The organism is Nioella aestuarii (genome assembly GCF_050896395.1).
Taxonomy (GTDB): domain Bacteria; phylum Pseudomonadota; class Alphaproteobacteria; order Rhodobacterales; family Rhodobacteraceae; genus Nioella; species Nioella aestuarii.
This window is the reverse complement of the sequence record NZ_JBPBBA010000008.1, coordinates 17,431-42,560: the sequence shown is the minus strand read 5'-3', so window position 1 is coordinate 42,560 and position 25,130 is coordinate 17,431. Positions and strand designations below refer to the sequence as shown.

The window sequence follows — 25,130 nt, the reverse complement described above, 5'->3', positions numbered from 1 at the left end:
GGCCACCGGGGCCGCCTTTTTCATGTTATGTCAGGGGCTTGTCAGCCGAGGCTCATGCTGGCCGCGCTTTCCGGCAGCTCTTCGTCAAAGCAGCGCTGGTAGAATTCCGCCACGGTCTGGCGCTCCAGCTCATCGCATTTGTTGAGGAAGCTCAGGCGGAAGGCGTAGCCAACGGAGCGGAAGATTTCGGCGTTCTGCGCCCAGTTGATCACGGTCCGCGGGCTCATCACCGTGGACAGCTCACCATTCATGAAGGCGGTCCGGGTCAGGTCCGCGACAGTCACCATCTGGCTGATGGTCTGGCGCCCGGCTGCGGTGTTGTAATGCGGGCTTTTCGACAGGACGATGGCCGTTTCCGCGTCATGGGACAGGTAGTTCAGCGTCGCCACAAGGCTCCAACGGTCCATCTGTGCCTGGTTGATCTGCTGGGTGCCGTGGTAGAGGCCCGTCGTATCGCCCAGACCCACGGTATTGGCGGTGGCAAACAGGCGGAAATAGGGGTTGGGCGTGATGATCTCGTTCTGATCGAGCAGCGTCAGCTTGCCGTCATGTTCCAGAACCCGCTGGATCACGAACATCACATCTGCGCGGCCCGCGTCATATTCGTCGAAGACGATGGCGACAGGATTGCGCAGTGCCCAGGGCAGGATGCCCTCGTGAAACTCGGTCACTTGCTTACCATCGCGCAGCTTGATCGCATCCTTGCCGATCAGGTCGATCCGGGAAATGTGGCTGTCGAGATTGACGCGAACGGCGGGCCAGTTCAGACGGGCGGCGACCTGTTCGATATGGGTCGATTTCCCGGTGCCGTGATAGCCCTGGATCATCACCCGGCGGTTGTGGCTGAAGCCTGCGAGGATGGCGAGTGTCGTGTCGGGATCGAATTTGTAGGTCGGGTCGATCTCGGGCACGCGGTCGGCGCGTTCCTCGAAACCTTTGACCTTCATGTCGCTGTCGATGCCGAACACATCGCGGACAGAGATTTCTTCCGTGGGTTTGACCATCATGTCCATCGAATAGTGCCTTCTCGCTGTATCTTCGGCTCCGCCGCTTGGTGTTGCACGATAATTAGGGGGGCTGCAAGGGGCCTATGGCCGGACCGTTACGGCACAAATGGCCGCGTGGCGCAGGTGCCTTAATTCGCGGCGGCGGCTATGGCGGTGCCTGCTGCATGGGCCGAGGACCAAGCCCATTGAAAGTTGTACCCGCCAAGCCAGCCGGTCACGTCCACAAGCTCGCCAATCAGGTAAAGCCCCGACTGCAGCTGCGATTCCATAGTCTTTGATGAAATCCGGTCGGTTTCGACTCCGCCAAGCGTGACCTCCGCCGTGCGGTATCCCTCTGATGAGGTAGGCGTCAGTTGCCAATCTTCCAACCGGTCCACAAGCGCGCGCAACGCCTTGTCCGACTGGTCCGCCAGATTTCCCGTCAGGCCCCAGCTCTCGGCCAGGAACAGGCACACTGCGCGCGGGAGATGATCGGCCAGAACGGTCGTCAACGCCTTGGCCCCATCGGTTTGACGACGGGCGCGCAACGCGTCGAACAGGTTTGTACCGGGGCAGAGCCGCAGCGAGAGGCTATCCCCTTCGCGCCAATAGGACGAGATCTGCAGGATCGCCGGGCCAGACAGGCCCCGGTGGGTGAACAGCATCGCCTCTTCGAAACTGCCGCCATTGCAGCCCGCAACCACCGGCACGGCGCTGCCCGCCAGCGGACGGAAAGCGGCCTTCTGATCCTCGTTGAAAGTCAGCGGCACAAGGCCAGGGCGTGTGTCGGTCAATCTATGGCCGAACTGTTCAGCGATGCGGTAACCTATGCCGGTCGCGCCCATCTTGGGGATCGACTTGCCCCCCGTTGCCACCACAAGATTGCGGGCCGTGACCGTAACCCCCCGCCCCTCTCGTGTCAGATCAACATGAAATCGGCTGCCATCGTGGCGGATCTCTCCGATCTCGGTCCTCAGCCAAAGGTCAGCAGGCTGCATCTCGGCCAGAAGCATCGCGATGATCTCTTTTGCGGACCCGTCACAAAAGAGCTGACCGAGCGTCTTTTCATGCCACGCAATCGCGTGCTTGTTCACCAGATCGAGGAAATCCCATTGAGTGTACCGGCTGAGCGCGGATTTTGCGAAATGCGGGTTCTGTGACAGGAAATTCTCTGGCCCTGCATACATATTCGTGAAATTGCAGCGCCCGCCGCCCGAGATGCGGATTTTCTCGCCTGGGGCCTTGGCATGATCGATCACTAGCGTGCCGGGCCCTGCATGGGCGGCACACATCAGGCCGGCCGCGCCCGCTCCGAGAATGAGGGTGGTAAAGCTCTGCTCTGTCATGGCGTCCTTCTGCGCAGCCCGAGGCGCGAAGGCAAGGGTCATCGCAAGTCGGGGGTGGCGGCGGGCGGGCTTTGCCGCCATGATCGCCCAAATGTTCAGACCCCGGAGACACACATTGACCTTCCGCATTCTACCACTTCTGGCCCTGCTGCTGCCGCTTCCCGCCTTCGCGCAAGAGGAGATGCAGCCCCTTCGCGTCGAGGTGGGGGACGGCGCGCCCATGTCCTATATCGGCACGCGCTGCGCGGCTTTCTATGCGTCTTCGGCGGCCTATCTTGGCGATCAGATCGGCGAAGACATGCTGGAACAGGTCAACAACATCGTGGCGCTTCTGATGATGACGGCGGCCGACGCGATGGAACAGGAAGGGCTGGAACCCGACGCTGCCCGCGATGCGGTTTCTGCGGATGTGCTGGACCTTTCAGAAGCTTATCGCCTGCGCTTCGAAGCCAATATCGAGGCAGGACGGAACGCCTTTGCAGAGGATCCTGTCTACATGGCTGATAACGAGGATTGCACAGCGGTCATGACCGGCGAGGAATAACGGGCAGCCGCGAATAGTTTTCATTCTGAGTACTTGATAAGCGATATTTTCGCCTGCATGATCATTTCATGCGCAGTTTGAGAACAATTCTACTGCCCCTGCTGTTGGCCGCCCTGCCTTTCGCCCCCGCGGCCCGCGCCTTTTCGAGCCTGGATCTGGTCACAACATTTGCGGGATGCGTCGGGAGGTTCTCGGCGCTTATGGAACATCAATGGCTGTTTTCCGACCCCGGAGCGGATCAGACAGAAGCAGAACGCGACGCCATGGTCAGCCTCATGGACGCGATCCTAACTGAAACCGACACGCGTCAGGCGATGCATGTCCGCCTGATGTCAAAGGCAGCCCATACGCAATTGTTGCGCCGGGCCGTCTTCAACGAAGACACCGAAGACGCGACTTGGGCACTGATGCGCGCCGAGGCGGAAATCGGCCAGTGTCGGGCACTCATGCTGAACTGAGGCTTTTACTGGCCACCACCCGCCTCTACGCTCCCGATAGAATTTGCAATCTGGGAATGTCGCTATGCGGATTTCAGCACTCATTTTATCACTTCTGACCACGCCGCTTGCGGCCCAGGACCTGACCAATGGCGAAGCCGAGATCCTGCCCCGTCTCATCGACAGTCTTTGCGTCGATATCCATCCGCTCAATGGGTGCGAACAGGTGATTGTGCTGACCGGGGCGGAAGATGACGGTAGCGCCGATCTGATGATCCTATCGGACCGACGCCTGTCCGATGACCCTGGCGCACCCCTCTTGGTCCTGCGCAATGCAGCCTTCAACGGATCGATGTGGGGCATGTCACCGTCGCTGGAAGAAGGGGAAGGCCGAACGGTTCTTGTGCACTCCGAGCAATCCGGCATCGGGCGTCATCCGTGGTTTCAGACCCTGCGGATCGGCTGGCAGGATGACGCATTTCGCGTTCTGGGTGTTGGCTATTCCAGCTATGATCGCATGACCTCGGGCAACTATAGCTGCTCGGTCGATTTCGAAACTGGCCACTGGACAGCCGATACGACATGGGTCGATGTGGAAAGCGAAACCGAAGAGTCCGAGGCCAGCAGCGGCACACTGGAAGGCGGTCCGCCCGAGCTGACGGAGTACAGCGCCTTTACCCCGCTTCCGTCCCCGTGCCAGGCCGCGCAGAATCTGTTCTTTTCCCGGCTGCCGTGACGGCGCAGCCGCGCCTGACCCTGCCCTTCTGCCAGGTCTGATCCCTCAGATACGGTCAGTAGACCTCCGGGCAGCCAAGATCCTCTGCCCCGTTCAGACGATCTACGAAATGCTGGTTCAGCGGCGAGTCGATGAACGCGATGAAAGCCTCCATCAACTCTGTCATACGCTCAGACCCATCCTCGGGCGGGGTGTCGGATGCCATCTGTTCGATCAGCTCCATCCGGGCCATGGTCGATGACAGCAACTGGTTCAGCCAGGTCTGTGCATCCGCAACGCCATAGGGCTGGAAGACATCCAGGAGCGGCCCCTCTGCTTCGGTCAGCTGATGGGCAAAGCAGTCGAAATATCGACCGTAGCTAAGCTCCAGCGCCACGACCAGCAGCAAGGCCATATCGACCGCTTGCCGATCCACGCGGGTGTATGTCGTGACAAAGGGCGCAGGGTCGCGAGTCAGCGGATGCAGACGTTCGCTTTCAAGCACCAAAGCGTCCCCGGACTGGCGAAATTGAACCGTCAGCTCGAAATGGTTCAGCTCTGACAAAACATGCAATTCATAAGCGCGTTCCTGTTCCAGCCGGAGCCCGCTATAGGTAATCGCCTCCTCCCCGAAATATCCGGGCTGAAAGCGTCCGTCCGCCAGCGGGATCAGCGCCCCGCGTGAGACCCATCCCGCATAGCCTTCGTCATCCCATGGCAACAAGTCGCTATCCGGGACATTCGGCTTCAACCAGTATTGCGTGATGAACAGGCTGCCTTCGGTTTCGCCCGGCTCGATCACCAGCATCTCGGTGCCCGGAACCGAAACGCCCGACAGATAGCGCAGCACATCATCGCCAAGCCATGTTCCGTAAAGCTGTTCAACATCTGTGACCGGCACCGCGTCGGCAATCGCCGCCTCATTCCTGAGAAACGCCTGCAACTGCCCATCCTCGCAAGGGGCATGGTCCGGGATCGCAATCCCAGGAACCGGGGTGGCGCGAAACGCCTGCATCACGGCGGCGCAATCAAAGGACTGCGCCTGCGCCATCGGGGCCACCAGACAGACCGCCGCCGCGATCCCTATTTTTACTGAAATCCGCAAAGCCAAAACCCTCATTCAAAGCGACTGAAGAACCCCCACCATACTGACTCCGGCCACCGGTGAAATCCCCTCTTTTCGCGGGCGCGGCGCGGGTGCATAACAGGGGCATGAAAAAGCCCTCGGATAACCCCGCAGATCCTTTCAAGAAGGCCCTGGCCGAAACCACCCGCGTAATGGCGGACGATCCTGAGCTTGGGGTCACGTATTCCGTCGATCCGCCGGGCATGACGGGCGATTCCGTGCGCCTGCCGCAGATCAGCCGCCGCATGACACGCGACGAGGTTCTGCTGGCGCGCGGCACTGCGGATGCCTTCGCGCTGAAGCACAAGTTCCACAACGCGGCCACCGCCGCGCGCTATGCCCCGCAAGGCCAGATGGCGCGCGACCTGATGGACGCGATGGAAACCGCCCGCTGCGAAGCCATGGGCGCGCGGTTCATGCCCGGCACGGCCGGCAACATCGACGCCAAGATCGGCAATGACGCCCGCCGCAAGGGCTATGGCGAGATTCGCGAGGCTGCCGATGCACCGCTGGCCGTGGCTGCGGGCTACCTGATCCGCCATCTGGCAACCGGCCGCGACCTGCCGCCAGAGGCAGCCAATGTCATGGATCTGTGGCGCGGTTTCATCGAGGATCGCTGTGCAGACACGCTCGACAATCTCGACAAGGTACTGTCCGATCAGACGGCCTTTGCGAAACTGTCCCGCCAGCTGATCGAGGATCTGGGCTATGGCGACCAGTTGGGGGACGACCCCGACGAGATGGACGAAGATAACGAGGACGAGGCGGAAGCCGACGACGACGAGAATCCGGATTCCACTGGCGAAGCCGATGACGACCAGGACGAACAGGCCGATGCTTCCCCTGAACAGTCGCAAGAGGAGCAGCAGGACGCCAGCCAGGCCTCGGTCGAGATGGACGACCAGGGCGACATGGAAGAGGCCGAGGAGACCGAGTTGCCAGAGGGTGAAGCCCCGCTGGAACCGCCCCCCCCTGCCCCCCATTCCGAGGCAGACCCCGATTATGCCGTCTACACGACCGAGCATGACGAAGAGATCATGGCCGAAGAATTGGCTGAGCCGCAGGAGCTGGAACGCCTGCGCGCCTATCTGGATCAACAACTGGAACCGCTGAAAGGCGCCGTTTCCCGGCTGGCCAACAAGCTGCAGCGCCGCCTTCAGGCACAGCAGAACCGGTCGTGGGAATTCGACAAGGAAGAAGGCGTGCTGGACGCGGGCCGCCTGGCGCGTGTGGTGGCCAACCCGACAACGCCGCTGTCCTTTAAGGTCGAAAAGGACATGGATTTCCGCGACACGGTGGTGACGCTGCTTCTGGACAATTCCGGGTCGATGCGCGGGCGCCCCATTTCCATCGCCGCGATCTGCGCCGACGTTCTGGCCCGCACGCTGGAACGGTGTTCCGTGAAGGTAGAAATCCTGGGCTTCACCACCCGCGCCTGGAAAGGCGGCAAATCGCGTGAGGAATGGCTGGCCGAGGGCCGCAAACAGCAGCCCGGCCGCCTGAACGACCTGCGCCACATCATCTACAAACAGGCCGACGCGCCGATGCGCCGGACGCGGGACAATCTGGGCCTGATGATGAAAGAGGGCCTTCTGAAGGAAAACATCGACGGCGAGGCGCTGGAATGGGCACATCGCCGGATGCTGGCGCGGCGGGAACAACGCAAGATCCTGATGGTCATTTCAGATGGCGCGCCGGTGGATGACTCCACCCTGTCGGTGAACCCGTCGAACTATCTGGAAAAGCACCTGCGCGACGTGATTGCGATGGTCGAAAAGCGCAAGGCGGTGGAACTTTTGGCCATTGGTATCGGACATGACGTGACCCGCTACTATGACCGGGCCGTGACGATCACCGATGCAGAACAGCTGGCCGGTGCGATGACAGAACAACTGGCCTCGCTCTTCGACAGCGACCCCCGCGCGCGGGCGCGGTTCCTGGGCCTCAAGAAGGTGAGCTGACAGAGGCTTTGAGGGGTCTGCGCACAGGCACCCGACCACGAAGCTTTGCGAAAAAGGCGCGCCATGCAGCATGGCGGGTCTTCCTGCGGACCGTTTCGACCTGACGTTGATGCTCGGTCAGCGGCTTCAGATAGTCGGGCGTTGCATTGCAAATGCGTGTGTCAAACTGGATCATGTCAGGCATCTCCTTGTGATTTGCCCCAGATTGGCCCGGCTTTGCCCTGTGCGCTTGAAGGTCTTGCCTGGAAATCCCTTAGAAACCCCTGTGTTTTCACCTGTCTCTTGCGCAAATCCTGCGCTCGGGGCTTAACTTGGCCATGCGTCACGTATTTGCTGATTGCGAGTTGGACACCGACACCCTGACGCTGACGCGGCAGGGCCGCCCGGTCACGGTCGAGCCGCAGGTCTTCGACCTGATCCGGCTGCTGGCGGAGAACTCAGGCCGCGTGGTGACACGGGACGAGATCATCGAGGTGGTGTGGAAGGGCCGGATCGTGTCCGAAAGCGCCATATCCGCCCGCATCGCAGCGGCGCGCAAAGCCGTAGGCGATGACGGCAAGCAGCAGGCGGTGATCCGCACCGTGGCCCGGCGCGGGCTGCAGATGGTCTCCGAAACAGGTGTTCCAACACCGCCCTGTCCGGCATCACAGCGAATCCGCTACACTGCGGATGATGAAGGCCGGGCTATCGCCTATACGGTCACGGGGTCCGGTCCACCGCTCCTGCGGGTCGGCTACAACACCACCCATCTTGAGGCCGAGTGGAACACCCCAAGCGAGAGACAGTGTTTCGACCGACTGGCGCGGCAGTTCAGCCTTCTGCGCTTCGATCCGGTGGGCTTCGGCATGTCGGAACGCTGCGACATCGCGGTCGATTTCTCCACGCTCGCCGAAAATGCCCTGCGCGCTGCCGACGCCGCAGGGTTCGAAACCTTTGCGGCCTATTCCGAGTCCGGGGGCGTGCATACGGCGCTTGCACTGGCGGCGCACCACCCTGATCGAATATCGAAACTGGCAATCGTAGGGGGCTACGCCAATGGGCGTGCGCGCCGCGGCGCCCGGCCTCCCGACACCTTTCACAGTCTCGTTTCGGAAGGCTGGGACACGCCAGCCAGCCCCTTCGCCGCAGCGCTCCTCTACTCCTACTTCCCCGAGGGCCCGCTCGATGCCGTGCAGGCCATGGGCCGCAACATGCAACAGGCCAGCTCCAAGGCGAACCTGCTTGGCATACGAACGGCCATCGATGAGATTTCCGCCATCGATCTTCTTCCCCGTATCACTTGCCCGACGCTCATTATCCACGCGCGTGACGATGCGGTTCACCCGCTCTCAGAGGCCCGAAAACTGGCCGCAGGAATCGATGGGGCGGAGATGGTCGTGCTTGAGACTGCAAACCACATTCCGATACCGGGCAATCCTGTGTGGGAGGATTTCATGACGCTGCTTGAAGATTTCCTGAGGAGCTGACACCGGCCGCAACGGCAGCAATGGACAATCTGCGCGCCTCGGTGCAGGCTCCGCGCCATGACCGATACCAGCCCCACCCGTTTCCAAAGCTTTTCCGCCGCAACCAGCCCCGAACAGGGGCCGCCGCGTCTGGCAGCATTGCGTGCCGATCTGGCCGCGCATGGGTTGTCCGGTTTCCTCGTGCCACGCGCTGATGCCCATCAGGGCGAATACGTTGCGGAACGGGATGAACGGCTGGCATGGCTGACGGGGTTCACCGGATCTGCCGGGTTCTGTGCGGTGCTGCCTGACATTGCGGGCGTCTTCATCGACGGGCGTTACCGGGTGCAGGTCAAAGATCAGGTGGCGCTTGCGGATTTCACTCCGGTGCACTGGCCTGAAACTGCCTTGGAAGATTGGCTGAAAGAGCATCTGCCAAAGGGCGGGATCGTAGGATTTGACCCCTGGTTGCACACCAGTCAGGAGATCGACCGCCTTGAAGCGGCGCTAACGCCGTCGCAGATCTCGCTGCGCCCAGTGGACAACAGGATCGACACGATTTGGACCGATCAGCCCGATAGCCCCGATGCCCCGGCAACCGGTTTCCCCGTTGAAATCGCAGGGAAAACATTGGGTGAGAAACGCGCCGAGATCTCCGGTGCTCTGACCAAGGCAGGGCAAGCCGCAGCGGTGCTTACATTGCCCGATTCCATCTGTTGGCTGCTCAATATCCGTGGTGGCGACCTGCCGCATCTGCCTGTTGTTCAGGCGTTCGCGATCATCGACAGCAGGGGCCATGTGACCCTGTTCAGCGAGCCCGAGAAGTTCGCAACGCTTGGACCCGATCCAGATATCACCATCCGGCATTGGGATGATTTCGAAGCGTCCCTGGCCTCTCTTAACGGTCCCGTCCGCGTCGATCCCGCGACCGCGCCGCATCGTGTGCGGATCGTGCTGGAGGCCGCCGGGGTCGAGATCGTGTCAGGGCAAGACCCCTGCATTCTGCCAAAAGCGCGTAAAACCGCCGCCGAGATCAAGGCCACGACAGCCGCCCATATCCGCGACGGGGTGGCCTTTGCCCGCTTTCTTCACTGGTTCGACGAAGAGGCCCCCAAGGGTCAGCTGACCGAGATTGACTGCGTTCGCCAACTGGAAAAGCTCCGCACAGAGACCGGGGTTTTGAAGGACATCTCTTTCGATACGATCTCTGCCGCCGGTCCCCATGCCGCCCTGCCCCATTACCGGGTGTCCGAAGCGTCCAACGCGACGATCACGCCGGGACAGATTTATCTGGTCGATAGCGGCGCGCAGTACGAAGATGGCACCACCGATATCACCCGCACCATCGCCGTTGGCGACGTAGGTGACGAAGAACGCACCGCTTTCACGCAGGTGCTGCGCGGCATGATCGCTGTCAGCCGCGCCCGCTTTCCCAAGGGGATCGCGGGGCGCGACCTGGACTCGCTTGCACGAATGCCTCTCTGGCAGGCCGGGCGCGATTTTGACCACGGGACAGGGCATGGCGTCGGCGTCTATCTGTCTGTTCATGAGGGCCCGCAACGCATCAGCCGGGTGTCCACCCTGCCCTTGCTGCCGGGCATGATCTTGTCCAATGAACCGGGATATTATCGCGAAGGCGCCTTCGGCATCCGCATCGAGAACCTGATCGTGGTGCGCGAAGCCCCCGCCCTGCCCGGAGCGGACGATCGAGAGATGCTGGACTTCGAAACCATCACCTGGGCGCCCATCGACCGGCGTCTCATTGACGCAGATGCGATGAACAGGGACGAAATCGCGTGGATTGACGCCTATCATGCGCAAACCGCCGAAAAACTGCGATCGCACCTTCCGTCTGATACGGCAGATTGGCTGGATCGGGCCACGGCGCCTCTGTGACATAACCCTGTTACAGGAAAACGGCAGATCGTGCCGGGAATAACGCGTTTACGGACGAGGGAGAGGGAAGAACATGACGAACCATATCACTATTCGCAAAGCCGCGGGCACATGGGTTGTGCGCGCCGGTGGGGCTGTTTTGGGTGAATCCAAGAACGCACTGGAATTGACCGAGGGCGACTACCCCCCCGTCATCTACTTCCCCCGCGAAGATATCGGCATGGCATTCCTCGACGCATCCGAACAGACCAGCCATTGCCCGTTCAAGGGGGATGCCATCTATTTCTCGATCGTAACCAAGTCGAACGTCATCAAGAACGCCGCCTGGAGCTACGAAGCCCCGACCGAAGCTGCCGCTGAAATCGCGGGCTACATCGCCTTCTATCCAAACCTCGTGGCAGTGGAAAAGCTCTGATCAGGGGATGTCGTTTAACAGCCGATCGAAATCGCGCCGCATCATCAGTGACTGAAACGCGCCATAGCCCCGGTTCAGCACCAGGCGGTTCCGGTCAGGGTCAACCGCCGTTTCCAGCCGTATCACAATAGCCGGCTGATCCGCTTCGATCAGCAGCACCTCGGCCTCGGCATCAATGATCTCGGCAAACCCGTCACCCTCGCTGTTGATCGGCACGCCCCACAGATTCGCCTGCAGTCGCGCCACCTGATCTCGCGCTGGAATGATATACGTCGGCAGGAAAGCAACCAGCGTCACATGCCCGTCATCACCAAAAAGATCTGCCGTTATTAGGGGCGAGGGGTATTCGGCGGGCAATATGTCGATGAACAGAGAGGCCAAGATCATGTGTTCATCCTCGTGCGCCGCCAGGTCCAAAGCATCGAGAAGGGTGCGCACATTTCCATCCTCGGTCACGCGCGGCAGATCCGGTGTCAGGACCGTGTCCAGCACCGGCCACCCATTCGAAAAGGCCAGCACATCCCCCGACAGGGCCAACCGAACAGACCGTCGCACAGCCCCGCCATACAGGTCATCGGGCGGCAGATCAGGCTGCATCACCGCGTAATCCTGTTCACCGCGCCAGAAGACTGATTGTCCGTGCCGTTCCTCGGGCGTGAACCCCGCCTCCGGCAGGCCCTGCGCCACGGATGCGCCCGTGCCAAACCCAAGTGAAACCATGTTCAGCCACATCGGTGGCCGGGCGTATTGCAGGTTGGTTTCCACATCCGCAAAGCCAAATCCGTTGGCGCTGCGAAAGCTGCTTTCATCGGCGGATGCCGAGCGGGCAAAGATCTGCGTTCCACCCCGCAGCAACGCCATCATGGCCCGATCTTCCGCATCGACAGGCACAGCCCCGGCCCTTTCCAAAAACACCCGCGCCATGCGCACGTCGCCGAAGTCGATCTGATAGGCCCCGGCGGGCGCGTCTGCCACATCTGGCATCGCATCCAGCATCATCCGAAAGGCAGAAGTCACCGGCGGGTCATCGGCAAGCGCAGGAAAGCCAAGGCACATGGACAGGCACAGGCCACAAATGGCGTGGAGGCGGCGCGAAACGGGCATCGGGGCATCCTCAAATCAAGCAATCAATACCGATACGCTAGCACGGGTTGTGCCGATCCCGAAGCCGGCTCAGCTATGTTCCTCTGCCGCTGTCGCGGCCAGCGCGCGGTTATACGCCTTGAGCGCATCGACCTGATAAAGTGCACCTTCCAGGGCCGGGGGGGCATCGCCGGGGGCCAGCGTCACCACCGGAATGACGTCCAGCCCGGTGCGTTCGAATATCGGCATCGCCCGTTCCAGCGTTGCGTTCATCTCTAGGTAAACGCCCTGTTCGACCAAGGTCAGCAGCGCCTCACTGTCAGCGGTCCGCTCGTGATCCAGCGGCCGCATCACCTTTGCCACCCGGAACATGCCAAGCAGATACGCCTGCGGCCCGGCGGCCAGATGGATGTTGCGCCGCTCCAGTTGCGTCAGGAAGAAGGACCGGTCGACCATTCGGCTGGCCACGGCGGTCGACAGCGACACAGACACCATCACCGCAAGCCCCGTCTGCCAGTCCCCAGTCAGTTCAAAAACGATCAGCGTCGTCGATATCGGCGCGCCCAGAACCGCCGCGGCCACTGCGCCCATCCCTGCAAGAGCATAAAGCGTCTCGGACCCCGACACATCGGGGAAGATCCCCGTGGCGATCATCCCGAAGGCCAACCCAGTCAGCGCCCCGATCATCAGTGAAGGCGAAAAGACCCCGCCGCCCATGCGTCCGCCCATGGTGATCCCAACGGCGATGACCTTGAGAATGGCAAAGACAATCGCCTCATGCAGCAGCAATTCGCCGGTCAGCGCGGCAGAGGTCGTTTCATAGCCCACCCCGATGATATGCGGAAAGGCAATGGCGATGGCCCCAAGAAACGCCCCGGCTACGGCCGGTCTCAGCCAACGCGGCATCCCCGTGGCCCGCTGCACCACGCTGCCCAGATCATCGGCCCAGAACATCGCGCGCATGAAGACGGCGGCGATGACGCCTGCAAGAAGTCCAAGCAGCAGAAAGGCCGGCAACTCCACGTAAAATTCCAGCGCGCTGTCGGTGCCCAGATGGAATTCGGTCATGTCGCCAAATTCCAGCCTGTTGATCACCGTTCCCGCGACAGACGCGATAACGATTGGCGCAAAGGCATGTACCGCGAAATGGCGCAGAACCACCTCAAGAGCAAAGAGAGCCCCGGCAATGGGCGCGTTGAACGAGGCCGAGACCGCCGCCGCCACCGCACAGCCCAAAAGGTCGCGGCCCGTGATCCCATCGGCCTTGATCCAGTCCGACACGCGGGATGAGACCACGCCCGCCAGGTGCACAACCGGCCCCTCTCGCCCCGTTGACCCGCCCGATGACAGTGTGATCAGCGACGCAACAGCCGAGGCGATCCCGGCCTTCTGCTCTACCCGGCCATCGGCCAGTGCCGCCCCCTCGATCACATCGGCCACCGCCCGCACCCGGCCATCAGGTGTGAACCAGTGCAGGATCAAGCCGACGATCAAACCGCCGATGATCGGTGCGACTAGGATCAAAAACCACGGCAGGCCTTCGGCGAAGCTGTGCAGCATCCGCGGGTCTTCAACGCCGTAGATCGTGCTTTGCAGCCAGTCGATGCCCTTGCGAAAGAACAACGCCGCAAATCCTGCGGCAATACCGACAGCCAGCGCAATGAACCAGAACTGGATCTGGCTTGGCCCCTTGTGGCGCAGCACCTCCCACCCGCTTTTGGCAGCCGTCACCGCCTGGGTCAGCTGCTGGCGGAAAAAGGGCTGTCTCTCGCCTGCCAAGGGCGCATTCCTCTTGATTGCCCGGCCCGCCCGCTGCGCACCGGCTCTCCCCATCCCTAACCGCTTTTTAAAGCAATGAAAATCTCGATGTCAGTCACGTCGGACGCCGTCCCCTGGCCTGTCAAGGCGCGCGTAAGCGCCCGCCGCAAGGCGGCTTGGCCTTGACAGGCCAGGGGACGGCAAAAGGCTTGCAAAGGCCCTGAAGCGGGCAGATCCCGGCTTCAGGGCTTCTCAGCGGATTGCCAATCGCTCAAAACCAGCCTGACGCGGGATCGTCTCATATCACACCTCCCGATATCCCGTGGCAACGCGGCCCGAGGAGGGCCCCGAAGGGGCTTGACGAGGGCCGCTCCCGGATCGACGCCGTCAGGCGGCGAAACCGTCTACAGTTTCAGCAATTCCCGAGCCGCCTGATGCGCTGCCTCGGTTACCGTGTCGCCCGAAAGCATCCGTGCCACTTCGCCAACCCGATCGTCCCTGCCAAGCGGCACGACACGGCTCAGCGTCATCTCGCCCTCAACGCGCTTCTCCACCCGCCAGTGATGCGCCCCAAGGGCCGCCACCTGCGGCGAGTGTGTCACCACCAGCACCTGACCACCATCGGCAAGCGCCTTCAATCGCCGCCCGACCGCATCGGCGGTCGCCCCGCCCACGCCCCGGTCGATCTCGTCGAAGATCATTGTCAATCCGGTCGCCCGTTCGCTCAGGCAGACCTTCATGGCCAGCAGGAATCGTGACAATTCCCCGCCCGAGGCAACCTTGTTCAGGGGGCCAATTGGCGCGCCGGGATTGGTGCGTGCGGCAAAGACCACCGCATCCTGTCCCGTGGGGCCGGGATCGGCAGGCGATATTTCTGTCACGAACACCGCGCGCTCCATCTTCAGCGGTGCCAGTTCCTTCATGATCCGCGCATCCAGCCGCTCCGCCGCGGCCGCACGCGCGCCGGTCAGGGCGTTTGCCGCCGTGTCAAAGGCCGCGCGGGCTGCGTCGCGGGCGGATTTCAGCGCCCCCAGATGCGCAACCGACCCATCCAAAGCGTCCAGTCGTCCGCGCAGCTCATCCGCGAAGCCACCCAGTTCGTCCGGTGCAACCCCGTGCTTGCGGGCCAACGCACGCAAGGCAAAGAGCCGCTCTTCGGTTTCCTCCAGTTCCGCAGGGTTGAAGCTCAGCCGCTCGGCAAAAGCTTCCACCCCCGCCTGCGCTTCACCCAGTTCCACCAGGGCGCGTTCCAGAGCCGCCATCGGCGCTTCCAGGCCACCTTCCGCCTTGTCCGACAACCCGTCGAGCCAGCGCAGCGCATCTGACAGCGCCCCTTCGCCCCCTTGGCTCCCGAGCGCTTCCAGCGCGCGGGCCACATCGGACCGCATCTTCTCGGCCCCCTGCATCAGGCGACGACGCGCATCGAGCTCTTCTTCCTCTCCCGCTTGCGGGTCGAACCTGTCCAACTCCGCAACGGCATGGCGCAGAAACTCTTCCTCGGCTTTCAGCTCGGCCGCTTCGGCCTCGGCTGCGGCCAGCGCCCGCCCTGCGGCCGAGACAGCGCGCCACAGGGCAGCAACCTCATCCCGCTGCGCTCCAAGGCCGCCGAAATCGTCCAGCATGTCGCGATGCACGCGCGGGTCCAGCAAGCCCCGGTCATCGCCCTGCCCGTGCAGTTCCACCAGCGTGTCAGACAGCGCTCGCAACACCTCGCCCGACACCCGCCGGTCATTGACCCAGGCCGTCTTGCGCCCCTGTGCGGTGTTCACACGCCGCAGGATCAGTTCGTCGCCGCCGGGCAGCCCTGCCTCTTCCAGTACCGCATGGGCGCCATGGCCCGGGGGCAGATCAAAGACCGCCTCCACCTCGCCCTGTTCCGCGCCCGTACGCACCAGATCGGCACGGCCCCGCCATCCCAGAACGAAGCCAAGCGAGTCGAGCAGGATCGACTTGCCCGCCCCGGTTTCGCCGGTCAGCACGTTAAGACCCGGCTGGAAGCTCAGTTCCAACCGGTCGATGATCAACATGTCACGAATGTCGAGATTGCGCAGCATCTCTGCCCTCACGGCCCTTTCGCGTCAGAGCCATTCCCCACGCACAGTCTGCTGCCAGATCTCCCGCAGCCAGCTTTCGCCGGACGCCTCTGGCGCAAGTTCCTGGTCGTTAAGCAGGCGGTAGGCATCGTCATAGAAAGGCGACGCCTGGAAGTTGTGGCCCAGAATCGCACCGGCGGTCTGCGCTTCGTTCGGCAGGCCAAGCGCCAGATAGGCCTCGACCAGACGCAGCAGCGCCTCGGGAGTATGGCTGGTGGTCTGGAACTGTTCCACGACCACGCGGAACCGGTTGATCGCGGCCGTATAGTTCTCGCGGCGCAGATAGTAGCGCCCGATTTCCATTTCCTTGCCTGCCAGATGGTCAAAGGCGAGATCGAATTTCAGAATGGCCGATGCTGCATATTCGCTATCCGGGTAGCGTTCGATCACCACGCGCAGGGCCTGCAACGCCTGATAGGTCAGGCCCTGGTCACGGCCCACCTGGTCGATCTGATCGTAGTAGGACAGCGCCAGCAAATACTGGGCATAGGCGGCGTCTTCATCGGCAGGATAAAAGTCAAGAAAGCGCTGCGCAGTGGCGCGGCTGTTTTCGTAATCCTGGTCCTGATGATAGGAATAAGTGGCCATGATCAATGCACGGCGGGCCCATTCGGAATAGGGATGCAGACGCTCCACCTCAAGGAACAGGGCGGCAGCGCCATCGAAGTCTTCCGCTTCCAGCTCGGCCTCGGCCTGCTGGAAAATCGGCTGCGCTTCCATTTCCTCGATCGGGGTTTCGTTGTTTCGGTTGCGCCAGCCGGCACATGCCGAAAGCGACAAGACCAACGCCAGAGCGACACTTGCTTTCAACCCTGTTCTCAGCAATCCCCGCCCCCGTGCCATTGCCCGAAACCTCATGCGTCACATGCGGCAGGTTTGCGCACCTGCCCTCTCTGCACACGGTCCTAGCACATTAATTCTGAGGGCAAAACGCCTGAATTGCCCCTTGCGCATTTCACGCAACGGCGGACAGGTCTTCCGGGTGCAAATCAACACCCGGCAACTGCGCCGCCTGATCGGGCGTGCATTCTACCATCCGCCACGCGCCAGGGGTCGAGAACAGCTTGCGAAGCAGTTGATTGGTCAGCATATGACCGGCGCGCACGCCCTCGTACTCGCCCAATACCGGTGCCCCCGCGAGGCCAAGATCACCTAGCGCATCCAGCATTTTGTGGCGCACGGGTTCATCCGCATGGCGCAACCCGCCCGGGCTGACCACATTGTCCCCATCCACGACCACGGCGTTTTCACCGGGCACACCGCCAAGCGCCAGGCCGTTGGCCTGCATGAATTCCACATCCGCCTGACGGCAGAACGTGCGGCTGTCGCACAGCTCGCGCACGAAATGACCGTTGCTCAGGTCCATCTCGCGGGTTTGATGGCCAATGGCTGCATCGGGAAACTCGATGTCGAACCGCATCTTCATGCGCGGGGACGGGCGCAGAGTGGCGCGTGCCTCTCCTTGTTCGACGCTGACTTCTTTTAGGATTTCGATCGCGGTGATCGCGCTGCCCTGCCCCTGCACGCCACGGGAAAGAATGCCGCGCACGAATTGCGCTGCCGACCCGTCGAGGATCGGGACTTCGGGGCCGTCAATCTCAACAAGCGCATTGTGAACACCGCAACCGACGAGGGCCGCCATCACATGTTCCACGGTCGACACCTCGACACCCGCCTCGTTGCGCAGGATCGTGCACAGCTGGCTTTGCGGAACGGCGTCATAGCGGGCCGGGATCATGTTATCGCGGTCGGTGATATCGGTGCGCCGGAACCAGATGCCGCAGGACGCCGCAGCCGGATGAATCGTCAAACGCGCCGGACGCCCGGAATGGAGCCCAATGCCCTTGAATTGAACGGCTGATCTGATGGTGGCCTGCAAAGCGCGCTCCACTGTCTGTCCCAGGAACGTGAGAACCGTTTCAGCCACATCCCACGGCCTTGAAGCAATTCCCACCACAAACGAAAATGCCCCTCCGTCTGCGTAGCCAAGGACTTACCCCTGCCCCATGTGATTAACAATTCAAGGATTGTGACTCGCTGCAACAAAGCGGAAATATGTCGGCAAATTTTCGCCAACCGCCTGTGGATAACCCCATATGCCACTGTAAAATAACAAAAAAAGACCGCCCCTAAGGGCGGCCTTCTTTGTCACAATGTGTAGGGAAATCAGTTCGCCTGACGCCGCAGGAAGGCCGGAATTTCAATCCGATCCTGCTCTGGGTCGACCTGTTCTTCCTCGTGATGCGCCCGCGATTGCATACTCGGCTGACGGCGCTGCGTCGGCACCGGGGCCTCTTCGCTGTGGCCGGTCATCCGGTTGATCAACGAGTTGATGCCGAAGCGCGACTTGCCGCCGTGCTCCTCTGCCTCTTGGGCCGGGGCTGCGACAGTACGAGGTGCGTTCCCACGGTCCTTGGCGATGGCATCGCGCAGGCGGGACAGGGTTTCCGGCGAGGGATGGCCCTTGTTGGCGCGCGGGGCGACATATTCATCGGCCACCGGTTCGGCCGAAACACGAGGTGTCGGGCGCGGTTCGGGGGCTTCTGCCGCTTGCGGCGTGTAGGCCGGGGCCGGCACGGCGTCATCCTCTTCGAAAAGGTCTTCGGCCTGTTCATGCGCGGTTTCAGCATCAAACCGGGTGAAAAGGCTGGGTTCGGCTGCCGCAACCGGCTGCTCTTCCTCAATCTCTTCTTCCAGCACCATCGGAGCCGCTGCGGCAGCGGTCGCCGCGCCCCGGCCTGATGACATCAGGGATTCCGTGTGCAGGCGGCGCATCGGTGCGGGAATATCCTGCTGCACATCCGCGGCATCAATGCCCGTCGCCACGACGGAAACGCGCATTTTGCCTTCCATGTCGGTATCCAGCGTAGACCCGACAATGATGTTTGCCTCCGGGTCCACTTCCTCGCGGATGCGGTTGGCGGCCTCATCGAGCTCAAACAGCGTCAGGTCATAGCCACCGGTGATGTTGATCAGCACACCGCGCGCGCCCTTGAGGCTGATTTCGTCAAGCAGCGGGTTGGCAATGGCGCGCTCGGCGGCCTGGATCGCACGATCTTCGCCCTCGCCCTCACCGGTGCCCATCATCGCCTTGCCCATCTCGTTCATCACTGCACGAACGTCGGCGAAGTCGAGGTTGATCAGGCCCGGACGCACCATCAGATCCGTCACGCCCTTGACGCCCTGATACAGAACATCGTCTGCTAGCGCGAAGGCTTCGGTGAACGTGGTCTTTTCATTGGCCAGCCGGAACAGGTTCTGGTTGGGAATGATGATCAGCGTATCGACGACCTTTTGAAGGGCCTCGATGCCCTCATCGGCCTGGCGCATCCGCTTGGCACCTTCGAACTGGAAGGGCTTGGTCACGACGCCAACGGTCAGCACACCCAGTTCACGGGCGGCCTGCGCGATGATCGGGGCTGCACCAGTTCCGGTGCCGCCGCCCATCCCGGCGGTGATAAAGCACATATGCGCGCCGACCAGGTGGTCAACGATGGTCTCGATGCTTTCCTCGGCGGCAGATGCGCCTACTGCGGGGCGTGCGCCCGCACCCAGACCTTCCGTCACTTTCGCGCCCATCTGGATGCGAGAAGAGGATTTGGAATGCTGCAACGCCTGAGCATCGGTGTTGGCGACCACGAATTCGCAGCCGTCCAGGGATTTGTCGATCATGTTGTTGACGGCATTGCCGCCTGCCCCGCCAACGCCGAACACGGTGATGCGCGGCTTCAGGTCCGGTTGATCCGGCATGGTCAAATTCAGGGTCATTTGAAAGTCCGCCTGTGGTTCTTGTTAGGTGGCCCCGATCTTGTGCCGGATAGCCGATTTCTGCCTTGATTGAGGTGAATCCTAACGCGTTCGCCGCGGGGCGTCACGCAAAAACTGGCCTAATGGCGCGAAATATGGGGCAAAATCAGGACCGGCAGGCGGGATTTTGCCCGTTCACCCCGTATCTAGCGTCAAAAATCCCGGCCCACACCACCAGTGCAGGGTCAGGACGCTTGGTCAGGGGTCCGCGGATCACCAGTTGTCGCGGAACCATTTCACCGCGCGGCGCAGTGACCGGGCGGGATATCTGTCGGCGGGAACCTCGAAATCCCACCATTCATCCTGCGGGTAGGCCGCGAACAGCGCGAGCCCCACACAGGCGGAAAAAGCCGGCCCGCAGGCCGATTGCGGAAGGCCCTGAACGCGCAGGGGACGGCCAAGGCGCACCTGGTTGCCGAGGACGCGGCTGGCAAGCTGGTCAAGCCCAGGGATCTGGCTGCCGCCGCCGGTCAGAACGATCCGCTGCGAGGGCAGATGGTCAAAGCCCGCATCCTCCAGAATGGCACGTACTTCTTCTAGAATTTCTTCGACCCGGGGGCGCATCACGCCAATCAGCTCCGCCCGGCTGATCGAGCGCCGGTCATGTTCCCAATCGCCGGTATCCGCCTCCAGCTCGATCCGCTCGCGGTCATCCATGCCGGTCGCGACAAGCCCGCCAAACCGGGTCTTGATCCGTTCTGCATCTGCCGCCGGGATCTGCAATCCCTGGCTGATATCGCTGGTCACATGGTCGCCACCCATACGCACGGTGTCTGCATAGATCATGTGTTTCTTGATGAAGATCGACACGCCCGTTGTGCCGCCCCCCAGATCGACGCAGGCCGCGCCAAGTTCCTGCTCATCTTCCACAAGGCTCGACACGCCTGCGACGTAAGGAGATGACGCAACGCCCGCCAATTCAAGATCGCACCGCTTGACGCAGTGCAGCAGCGTCTCGATCGCATGGGCCTCGATGGTCAGCATATGCATATCCGCCGACAGCCGGTTGCCCACATGCCCGCGCGGGTCTTTCAGGCCGGACCGGTGGTCGAGCGCGAAATTCACTGGTTGAGCATGAAGCACCTCACGGCCTTCGCCGATATCGGGCACATCACAGGCGGCCAGCGCGCGTGCCACATCGCATTCGGTCACGGTGCCGGTTTGCAGGCTGGTTTCGCCCACCAATCCATAAGACCGGGGCCGCGCGCCAGAGAAACTGACAATCACATGATCGACGCGCATATTGGCCATCTTCTGCGCCGCCTGAACGGCAGTGCGAATGGCGCGTTCGGTTTCCTGAACGGTATCGATCTCTCCGAATTTCACCCCGCGTGACCGGGTCGTTGCGGCACCGATCACGCGGAAATTCGACTGTCCCGCCATCGCGCCCACCTCTTCCGAGGGGTGCAGGTCATCCGAGCTGTCAAAGCGCAACACAAGACAAGAGGTCTTGTAGCTGCCGATATCCAGAATGGCGATGACGCCCCGGCGCATGGCTTCCTGACGCTTGGCGCGCATGGCCCGCTGTGACTGATACAGCATACTCATCCGTTCCGCTCTCCCGTGATATCCGTCGCCCGCATTCGGCGCAGTTCCGCCATTGCCTGCGGGGTCAGTTGCAACACTGTCCGTGTCCCATCGCGCATATCCACGCGGGCCACGTCCCTATCCAGCAGTTCCTGCGCATCATGCAGGGCCAGCACCTCTTCCAACGCGCGCACCGGTTGTTCGGCGGGCAGCTGGATCCGCGGACCATGGGTCAGGACGACATCCCACCGACGTTCCCCTATTCGCACAAGACCACGCAGCCGATCCCCCAGGGGGCGGGACACGGAAAAAAGCATCATCGCCTCTTCCGCCGCATCATTCGCACCATCGCCAGAGATCACCGGCAGATTCACCAACTGCGGACGCGCCAGCAGCGGCGCAACCCGCTCGCCCCCCGCATCGACAACCCACAGCCCTTCGCGCGCTTGCCAGACCATCGCCGGGCGTCGCTCGGTCACGATGACCGCAAGTTCCCCGCCAGAGCGCACGCGCAACTCCGCCGCTTCGACGGCGCGGATCTCCTCAACCCGTTCGCGGAGACGCGGCAGGTCGAGGTCAAAGGATGATGTGGGAAAATCCAAAGCCAGCGTCGCGCGAATTTCCTCGGCCAGCACCGGGGTTGCGCCCTCAATCGCCATAAGGTTGACGCGAAATTCGGGCCGGTCCTGAATAGAGCGGCGGATTTCGGCGACATTGTCCTGCAATTCCTGGATATTTGTGGGATCGGAGGCATAAAGCCCAACCGCGCCCGCCACGATGAAGGACGGCACGCCCACCCGCAGAACAGACCGGAAAAGCGGCGTCAGCCACAGCCGTTGTGCGCGGTATGACCAGCGCGACGGCGCGGGATCGCGCGGCACATCCCCCCGGCGGCGGATTATCTGTCGCATGACGCATCCTCCACCATCCAGGCACACATCTGGCCGAAGCTGATGCCGCAATGTTCGCCCTGTTCGGGGCTCAGCGATGTCGGCGTCATTCCCGGCTGCGTGTTGACCTCCAGCATGATCAGCCCGTCCAACCCGCGGGTGTCATCCCACCGAAAATCGGCGCGGCTGACACCCTTGCAGCCAAGGGCGTTGTGGGCGGTCAGCGCCATCTCCATGCAGGCATCGAACACGTCCTGCGGCACGGAAGCGGGCATTTCATGCCGCGATCCGCCGGGGGAGTACTTGGCGTGATAGTCGTACCAGCCATCGGTGAAAATCTCGGTCACTGTCAGGGGTCTGTCCCCCATGACCGTGACGGTCAGTTCGCGGCCCGGCGCATAGGTTTCGACCATCAGCATCTCGGGCATATCCTCGGACAGCGCCGGCGGGCCGTTCGCGGCCTCCTGCACGATGTATACCCCGACAGAGGAACCCTCGTTGTTGGGCTTCACCACGTAGGGCGGGTCCATCAGATGGGCGGCCATGATCTCTGATTTCGGGGCAATCACGCTTTCCATCACTGGAATTCCGGCGGCGCGGAAGGCATCCTTGGATCGCTGCTTGTCCATCGCCAAGGCCGAGGCCAGAACGCCCGAATGGGTATAGGGCAGCCGCATCCATTCCAGAATGCCCTGCACACAGCCATCCTCACCCCACCGACCATGGAGCGCGTTGAACACGACGTCTGGTTTGATCTCGGCAAGCCGCTCGGCCAGATCAAGGCCTGCATCGACCTCGATCACCGTGAATCCTTCATCCCTCAGCGCGGTCACGCATTCCTTGCCGGACGACAGGCTGACCTCGCGCTCGGCTGAGAGCCCGCCCATCAAAACCGCAACTGTGGGGAGTGTTCTGCCCGAACTATCCGCCACCTGTGCCTCATTCATGCCGCTGGCTTATCTGCCCGTCTGGCTTATCGTTATTGTCGCCGGTTGCCCGGCAAATGCCGGTTAGTCCGGCTTGTCATCCGACGCCGGTTCCCCGACGCGCATGATTTCCCATACTAGCTCTATTCCGCTGTTTTGGAAAACCCTTTTTCGGACCTCTTCGCCAAGAGACTCAAGGTCATCGGCGGTTGCCCCCCCTGCATTGAGCAGGAAGTTGCTGTGTTTCTCTGACATCTGCGCGCCACCGCGCCGGGCCCCGCGCATCCCTGCGTCGTCAATCACCTTCCAAGCCTTCAGGTCATGCACATCATCGGCACGGCCCGTGCTGGAAAATCCCGCCGGGTTGCGGAAGGTGCTGCCCGCGCTGCGCTCTTTCGTGGGCTGCGTCGCGTCGCGCTTGGCCAGTTGGTCTGCCATTCGGGCTTCCAGCGCTTCCGGGTCGCCGGGATCCGCGTGGAAGGTGACAGATGTGATCACCGCGCCTTCAGGCAAGTCAGTCTGGCGGTACTGGAACTGGATGTCGTCAGGGGTGAGCGTTACGCGGGTTCCATCGCGCAGCACCGCCTCAGCGCTTTGGAAATGGTCGGCCACGTAGCTGCCATAGCAGCCTGCATTCATCCGCAAAGCCCCGCCGATACTGCCCGGAATGGTCCGCAGGAAGGTCAGATCGAGCCCTGCCGCCGCCGCCTTGCGCGCGACATGCGCATCCAGTGCCGCCGCACCCGCTGTCACGGTCCCCTGCCCCGTTTCAATGGCGTTAAAGCCCCGTCCCAGCCGGATCACAACCGCGCGCAAACCGCCATCCCGGACGATAAGGTTCGATCCCACACCCATGGGAAAGACCGGTACGGACGGATCCAGTGCCGCCAGAAAATCACTCAGATCCTCCACATCCGCAGGCTGAAACAGCGCATCCGCAGGCCCGCCGACGCGCAGCCAGGTCAGGTCCGCCAAGGGTCGGTCGAGGGTCAGGGTGCCACGCACGTCGGGCAAGGTCAGGGACATGGGCTACTCCGCTTGTCTCCGCTCCTTTTGCCGCAAACCAAGCCAGCCGCCAAGAAGCGATGCCAGAAAAGTGGGAAGGATAAAGAAAAACGCCAGAAAGACCTCGGCCACCCCTTCGAACCCGTTGCCCTCTCGCCAGCCCATCCGCAGCTCGATCGCGGGCCACAGAATCCAGACAAAGCTGATGATCATCGCCAGCCAGAGGCCACGCAGCAACGCCCGCGACAGGAACCGCCCGATAGCCCATGACAAAACGCCGCCAAGCAAAAGGCACACTGCCAGCATGATCCAGATTGCCAGTGGCATCATTCTGCCCGACCCCGCATCCGCGACGCACGCCACAGCCCGATCCCGCCAAAGATGATCATCCCGGCCATGGCAGGCGCAAGGATAAGGATGCTAACGGCCGCAAAGCCCAAATGGTTGAAACCGTCGCGCGGGACGCCGAAGGCTTCCAGCACCGGGCTGCTCAGAAGCCCAAGGGCCACAACGGCAATCAGCAAGGTGCACCCAAAGAGCCAGCCGCCCCCTGCATAGCGCCCAAGCGAAAATCCTATGCCGGAGCCGACAACCAGCCCGCCGATGATCGCAATCCAGGCTTCTGAATTCATCGCCCTACCCCTGCATCAGACGGCGGCGCAGCCAGCGCCCCGCGTAAAATACCGGCCAGCGCAGCACCGACACGCCTGCCGCCAGCAAGGCGAGCCCCCACCACGGCCCGACCTGCATGGTGACATATCCCAGCAAGGGGATGCCTGTCGCGATCAGTGCTATCGCCGCAGGCCAGTGAAAGCGACTCGGGGCGAGCCCCAGAAGACAGGCGATGACGGCCCAAAGGCTCGCCAATGTCAGGGAAAGTGGCATCACGTTTCTCCTTCTCTCAAGCGCCCCACCAAACGACGTCCCAAAAACCAGAGCGGCCTGCGAAACATCGACACAAGCCCGCCAATGGCCAGCAAAACCACCCAGAACGAATGCTGAATGCCGATATAGACGAGCAAGGGAAGCGCCAAAATGAGCAGCGTCAGCCCCGGCACATACTGCAACCGCATCGGCAGAAAGGCGACAATGGTCGCCGCCACAACCCAGATGCAGGCCAGGATGAGCGAGATCGTCATGTCAAACCCTCCACTTTTATCTGGCCAGCCT

At 62.2% G+C, this 25,130-nt stretch carries 25 protein-coding genes; 7 read left to right on the top strand and 18 right to left on the bottom strand.

Annotated elements, in window-relative coordinates; all coding sequences use genetic code 11:
* Nucleotides 1–41: 41 nt before the first annotated feature.
* Complete coding sequence (cobS, locus tag ACROHD_RS07180) at nt 42–1,013, bottom strand: cobaltochelatase subunit CobS (protein ID WP_432676757.1); 972 nt, start codon at nt 1,011–1,013, stop codon at nt 42–44.
* A gap of 122 nt (nt 1,014–1,135) precedes the next feature.
* Nucleotides 1,136–2,332 (bottom strand): BaiN/RdsA family NAD(P)/FAD-dependent oxidoreductase, encoded by a 1,197-nt coding sequence (locus ACROHD_RS07175; RefSeq protein ID WP_432676755.1) that lies wholly within the window; start codon nt 2,330–2,332, stop codon nt 1,136–1,138.
* 115 nt (nt 2,333–2,447) lie between these two features.
* On the opposite strand from ACROHD_RS07175, the gene ACROHD_RS07170 reads away from it, so the two are divergent.
* From ACROHD_RS07170 to ACROHD_RS07160, 3 genes are all read left to right on the top strand, one after another.
* Nucleotides 2,448–2,876, top strand: coding sequence for a hypothetical protein (locus ACROHD_RS07170; RefSeq protein WP_432676754.1), 429 nt, complete (start codon nt 2,448–2,450; stop codon nt 2,874–2,876).
* Nucleotides 2,877–2,944: 68 nt separating this feature from the next.
* Nucleotides 2,945–3,334: a hypothetical protein gene (locus ACROHD_RS07165; RefSeq protein ID WP_432676752.1), complete on the top strand. Its 390-nt coding sequence runs from the start codon at nt 2,945–2,947 to the stop codon at nt 3,332–3,334.
* A 64-nt stretch (nt 3,335–3,398) separates the two neighbouring features.
* Entirely contained in the window at nt 3,399–4,049 is a 651-nt protein-coding gene (locus tag ACROHD_RS07160) for a hypothetical protein (protein ID WP_432676750.1), read from the top strand.
* Between the two features lie 55 nt (nt 4,050–4,104).
* Here ACROHD_RS07160 and ACROHD_RS07155 read toward each other — a convergent pair whose 3' ends face one another.
* The gene (locus ACROHD_RS07155) at nt 4,105–5,133 is read right to left on the bottom strand and encodes a hypothetical protein (protein WP_432676748.1); all 1,029 of its coding nucleotides are present in this window, start codon (nt 5,131–5,133) and stop codon (nt 4,105–4,107) included.
* 107 nt (nt 5,134–5,240) lie between these two features.
* Between ACROHD_RS07155 and cobT the strand changes: the two genes are divergently transcribed.
* Complete coding sequence (gene cobT / locus ACROHD_RS07150) at nt 5,241–7,115, top strand: cobaltochelatase subunit CobT (protein ID WP_432676746.1); 1,875 nt, start codon at nt 5,241–5,243, stop codon at nt 7,113–7,115.
* Here cobT and ACROHD_RS07145 read toward each other — a convergent pair.
* Nucleotides 7,099–7,290: a hypothetical protein gene (locus ACROHD_RS07145; protein ID WP_432676744.1), complete on the bottom strand. Its 192-nt coding sequence runs from the start codon at nt 7,288–7,290 to the stop codon at nt 7,099–7,101. The two genes, cobT and ACROHD_RS07145, sit on opposite strands and share 17 nt — an antisense overlap.
* Nucleotides 7,291–7,432: 142 nt before the next feature.
* Here ACROHD_RS07145 and ACROHD_RS07140 point away from each other — a divergent pair, with 142 nt between their 5' ends.
* The 3 genes from ACROHD_RS07140 (at nt 7,433) to ACROHD_RS07130 (ending at nt 10,871) form a co-directional block, all read left to right on the top strand.
* Nucleotides 7,433–8,581: an alpha/beta hydrolase gene (locus ACROHD_RS07140; RefSeq protein WP_432676743.1), complete on the top strand. Its 1,149-nt coding sequence runs from the start codon at nt 7,433–7,435 to the stop codon at nt 8,579–8,581.
* A gap of 57 nt (nt 8,582–8,638) precedes the next feature.
* Nucleotides 8,639–10,456 carry an aminopeptidase P family protein gene (locus ACROHD_RS07135; RefSeq protein ID WP_432676741.1) on the top strand — a complete coding sequence of 606 codons (1,818 nt, stop codon included), beginning with the start codon at nt 8,639–8,641 and terminating at the stop codon, nt 10,454–10,456.
* Between the two features lie 73 nt (nt 10,457–10,529).
* Nucleotides 10,530–10,871 (top strand): DUF427 domain-containing protein, encoded by a 342-nt coding sequence (locus ACROHD_RS07130; RefSeq protein ID WP_432676739.1) that lies wholly within the window; start codon nt 10,530–10,532, stop codon nt 10,869–10,871.
* Here ACROHD_RS07130 and ACROHD_RS07125 read toward each other — a convergent pair whose 3' ends face one another.
* From ACROHD_RS07125 to ACROHD_RS07060, 14 genes are all read right to left on the bottom strand, one after another.
* Nucleotides 10,872–11,975, bottom strand: a complete 1,104-nt coding sequence (locus ACROHD_RS07125; protein ID WP_432676738.1) for a hypothetical protein — start codon at nt 11,973–11,975, stop codon at nt 10,872–10,874.
* Between the two features lie 69 nt (nt 11,976–12,044).
* A complete protein-coding gene (locus ACROHD_RS07120; RefSeq protein ID WP_432676736.1) occupies nt 12,045–13,733 on the bottom strand; it encodes a chloride channel protein in 1,689 nt (562 codons plus the stop codon).
* 383 nt (nt 13,734–14,116) lie between these two features.
* Entirely contained in the window at nt 14,117–15,766 is a 1,650-nt protein-coding gene (gene recN / locus ACROHD_RS07115; RefSeq protein ID WP_432676735.1) for a DNA repair protein RecN, read from the bottom strand.
* A gap of 24 nt (nt 15,767–15,790) precedes the next feature.
* A complete protein-coding gene (locus tag ACROHD_RS07110) occupies nt 15,791–16,648 on the bottom strand; it encodes an outer membrane protein assembly factor BamD (protein WP_432676734.1) in 858 nt (285 codons plus the stop codon).
* Nucleotides 16,649–16,760: 112 nt separating this feature from the next.
* Complete coding sequence (lpxC, locus tag ACROHD_RS07105) at nt 16,761–17,684, bottom strand: UDP-3-O-acyl-N-acetylglucosamine deacetylase (protein ID WP_432676919.1); 924 nt, start codon at nt 17,682–17,684, stop codon at nt 16,761–16,763.
* A gap of 287 nt (nt 17,685–17,971) precedes the next feature.
* On the bottom strand, nt 17,972–19,573 hold the full coding sequence (gene ftsZ / locus ACROHD_RS07100; RefSeq protein WP_432676733.1) for a cell division protein FtsZ: 1,602 nt from the start codon (nt 19,571–19,573) through the stop codon (nt 17,972–17,974).
* A gap of 252 nt (nt 19,574–19,825) precedes the next feature.
* A complete protein-coding gene (gene ftsA, locus ACROHD_RS07095) occupies nt 19,826–21,160 on the bottom strand; it encodes a cell division protein FtsA (RefSeq protein ID WP_432676732.1) in 1,335 nt (444 codons plus the stop codon).
* Nucleotides 21,157–22,050 carry a cell division protein FtsQ/DivIB gene (locus ACROHD_RS07090; protein WP_432676730.1) on the bottom strand — a complete coding sequence of 298 codons (894 nt, stop codon included), beginning with the start codon at nt 22,048–22,050 and terminating at the stop codon, nt 21,157–21,159. The genes ftsA and ACROHD_RS07090 overlap by 4 nt, the downstream gene beginning before the upstream one ends.
* Entirely contained in the window at nt 22,038–22,976 is a 939-nt protein-coding gene (locus ACROHD_RS07085) for a D-alanine--D-alanine ligase (RefSeq protein WP_432676729.1), read from the bottom strand. Before ACROHD_RS07085 ends, ACROHD_RS07090 begins: the two co-directional genes overlap by 13 nt.
* A gap of 63 nt (nt 22,977–23,039) precedes the next feature.
* Nucleotides 23,040–23,981 (bottom strand): UDP-N-acetylmuramate dehydrogenase, encoded by a 942-nt coding sequence (gene murB, locus ACROHD_RS07080; RefSeq protein ID WP_432676727.1) that lies wholly within the window; start codon nt 23,979–23,981, stop codon nt 23,040–23,042.
* A gap of 3 nt (nt 23,982–23,984) precedes the next feature.
* Nucleotides 23,985–24,287, bottom strand: a complete 303-nt coding sequence (locus tag ACROHD_RS07075) for a hypothetical protein (RefSeq protein ID WP_432676726.1) — start codon at nt 24,285–24,287, stop codon at nt 23,985–23,987.
* Complete coding sequence (locus ACROHD_RS07070; RefSeq protein ID WP_432676724.1) at nt 24,287–24,592, bottom strand: hypothetical protein; 306 nt, start codon at nt 24,590–24,592, stop codon at nt 24,287–24,289. The genes ACROHD_RS07075 and ACROHD_RS07070 overlap by 1 nt, the downstream gene beginning before the upstream one ends.
* Before the next feature lie 4 nt (nt 24,593–24,596).
* Nucleotides 24,597–24,845 carry a DUF2484 family protein gene (locus tag ACROHD_RS07065; RefSeq protein ID WP_432676723.1) on the bottom strand — a complete coding sequence of 83 codons (249 nt, stop codon included), beginning with the start codon at nt 24,843–24,845 and terminating at the stop codon, nt 24,597–24,599.
* Complete coding sequence (locus tag ACROHD_RS07060) at nt 24,845–25,099, bottom strand: DUF2484 family protein (RefSeq protein ID WP_432676721.1); 255 nt, start codon at nt 25,097–25,099, stop codon at nt 24,845–24,847. The genes ACROHD_RS07065 and ACROHD_RS07060 overlap by 1 nt, the downstream gene beginning before the upstream one ends.
* Nucleotides 25,100–25,130 lie beyond the last annotated feature (31 nt).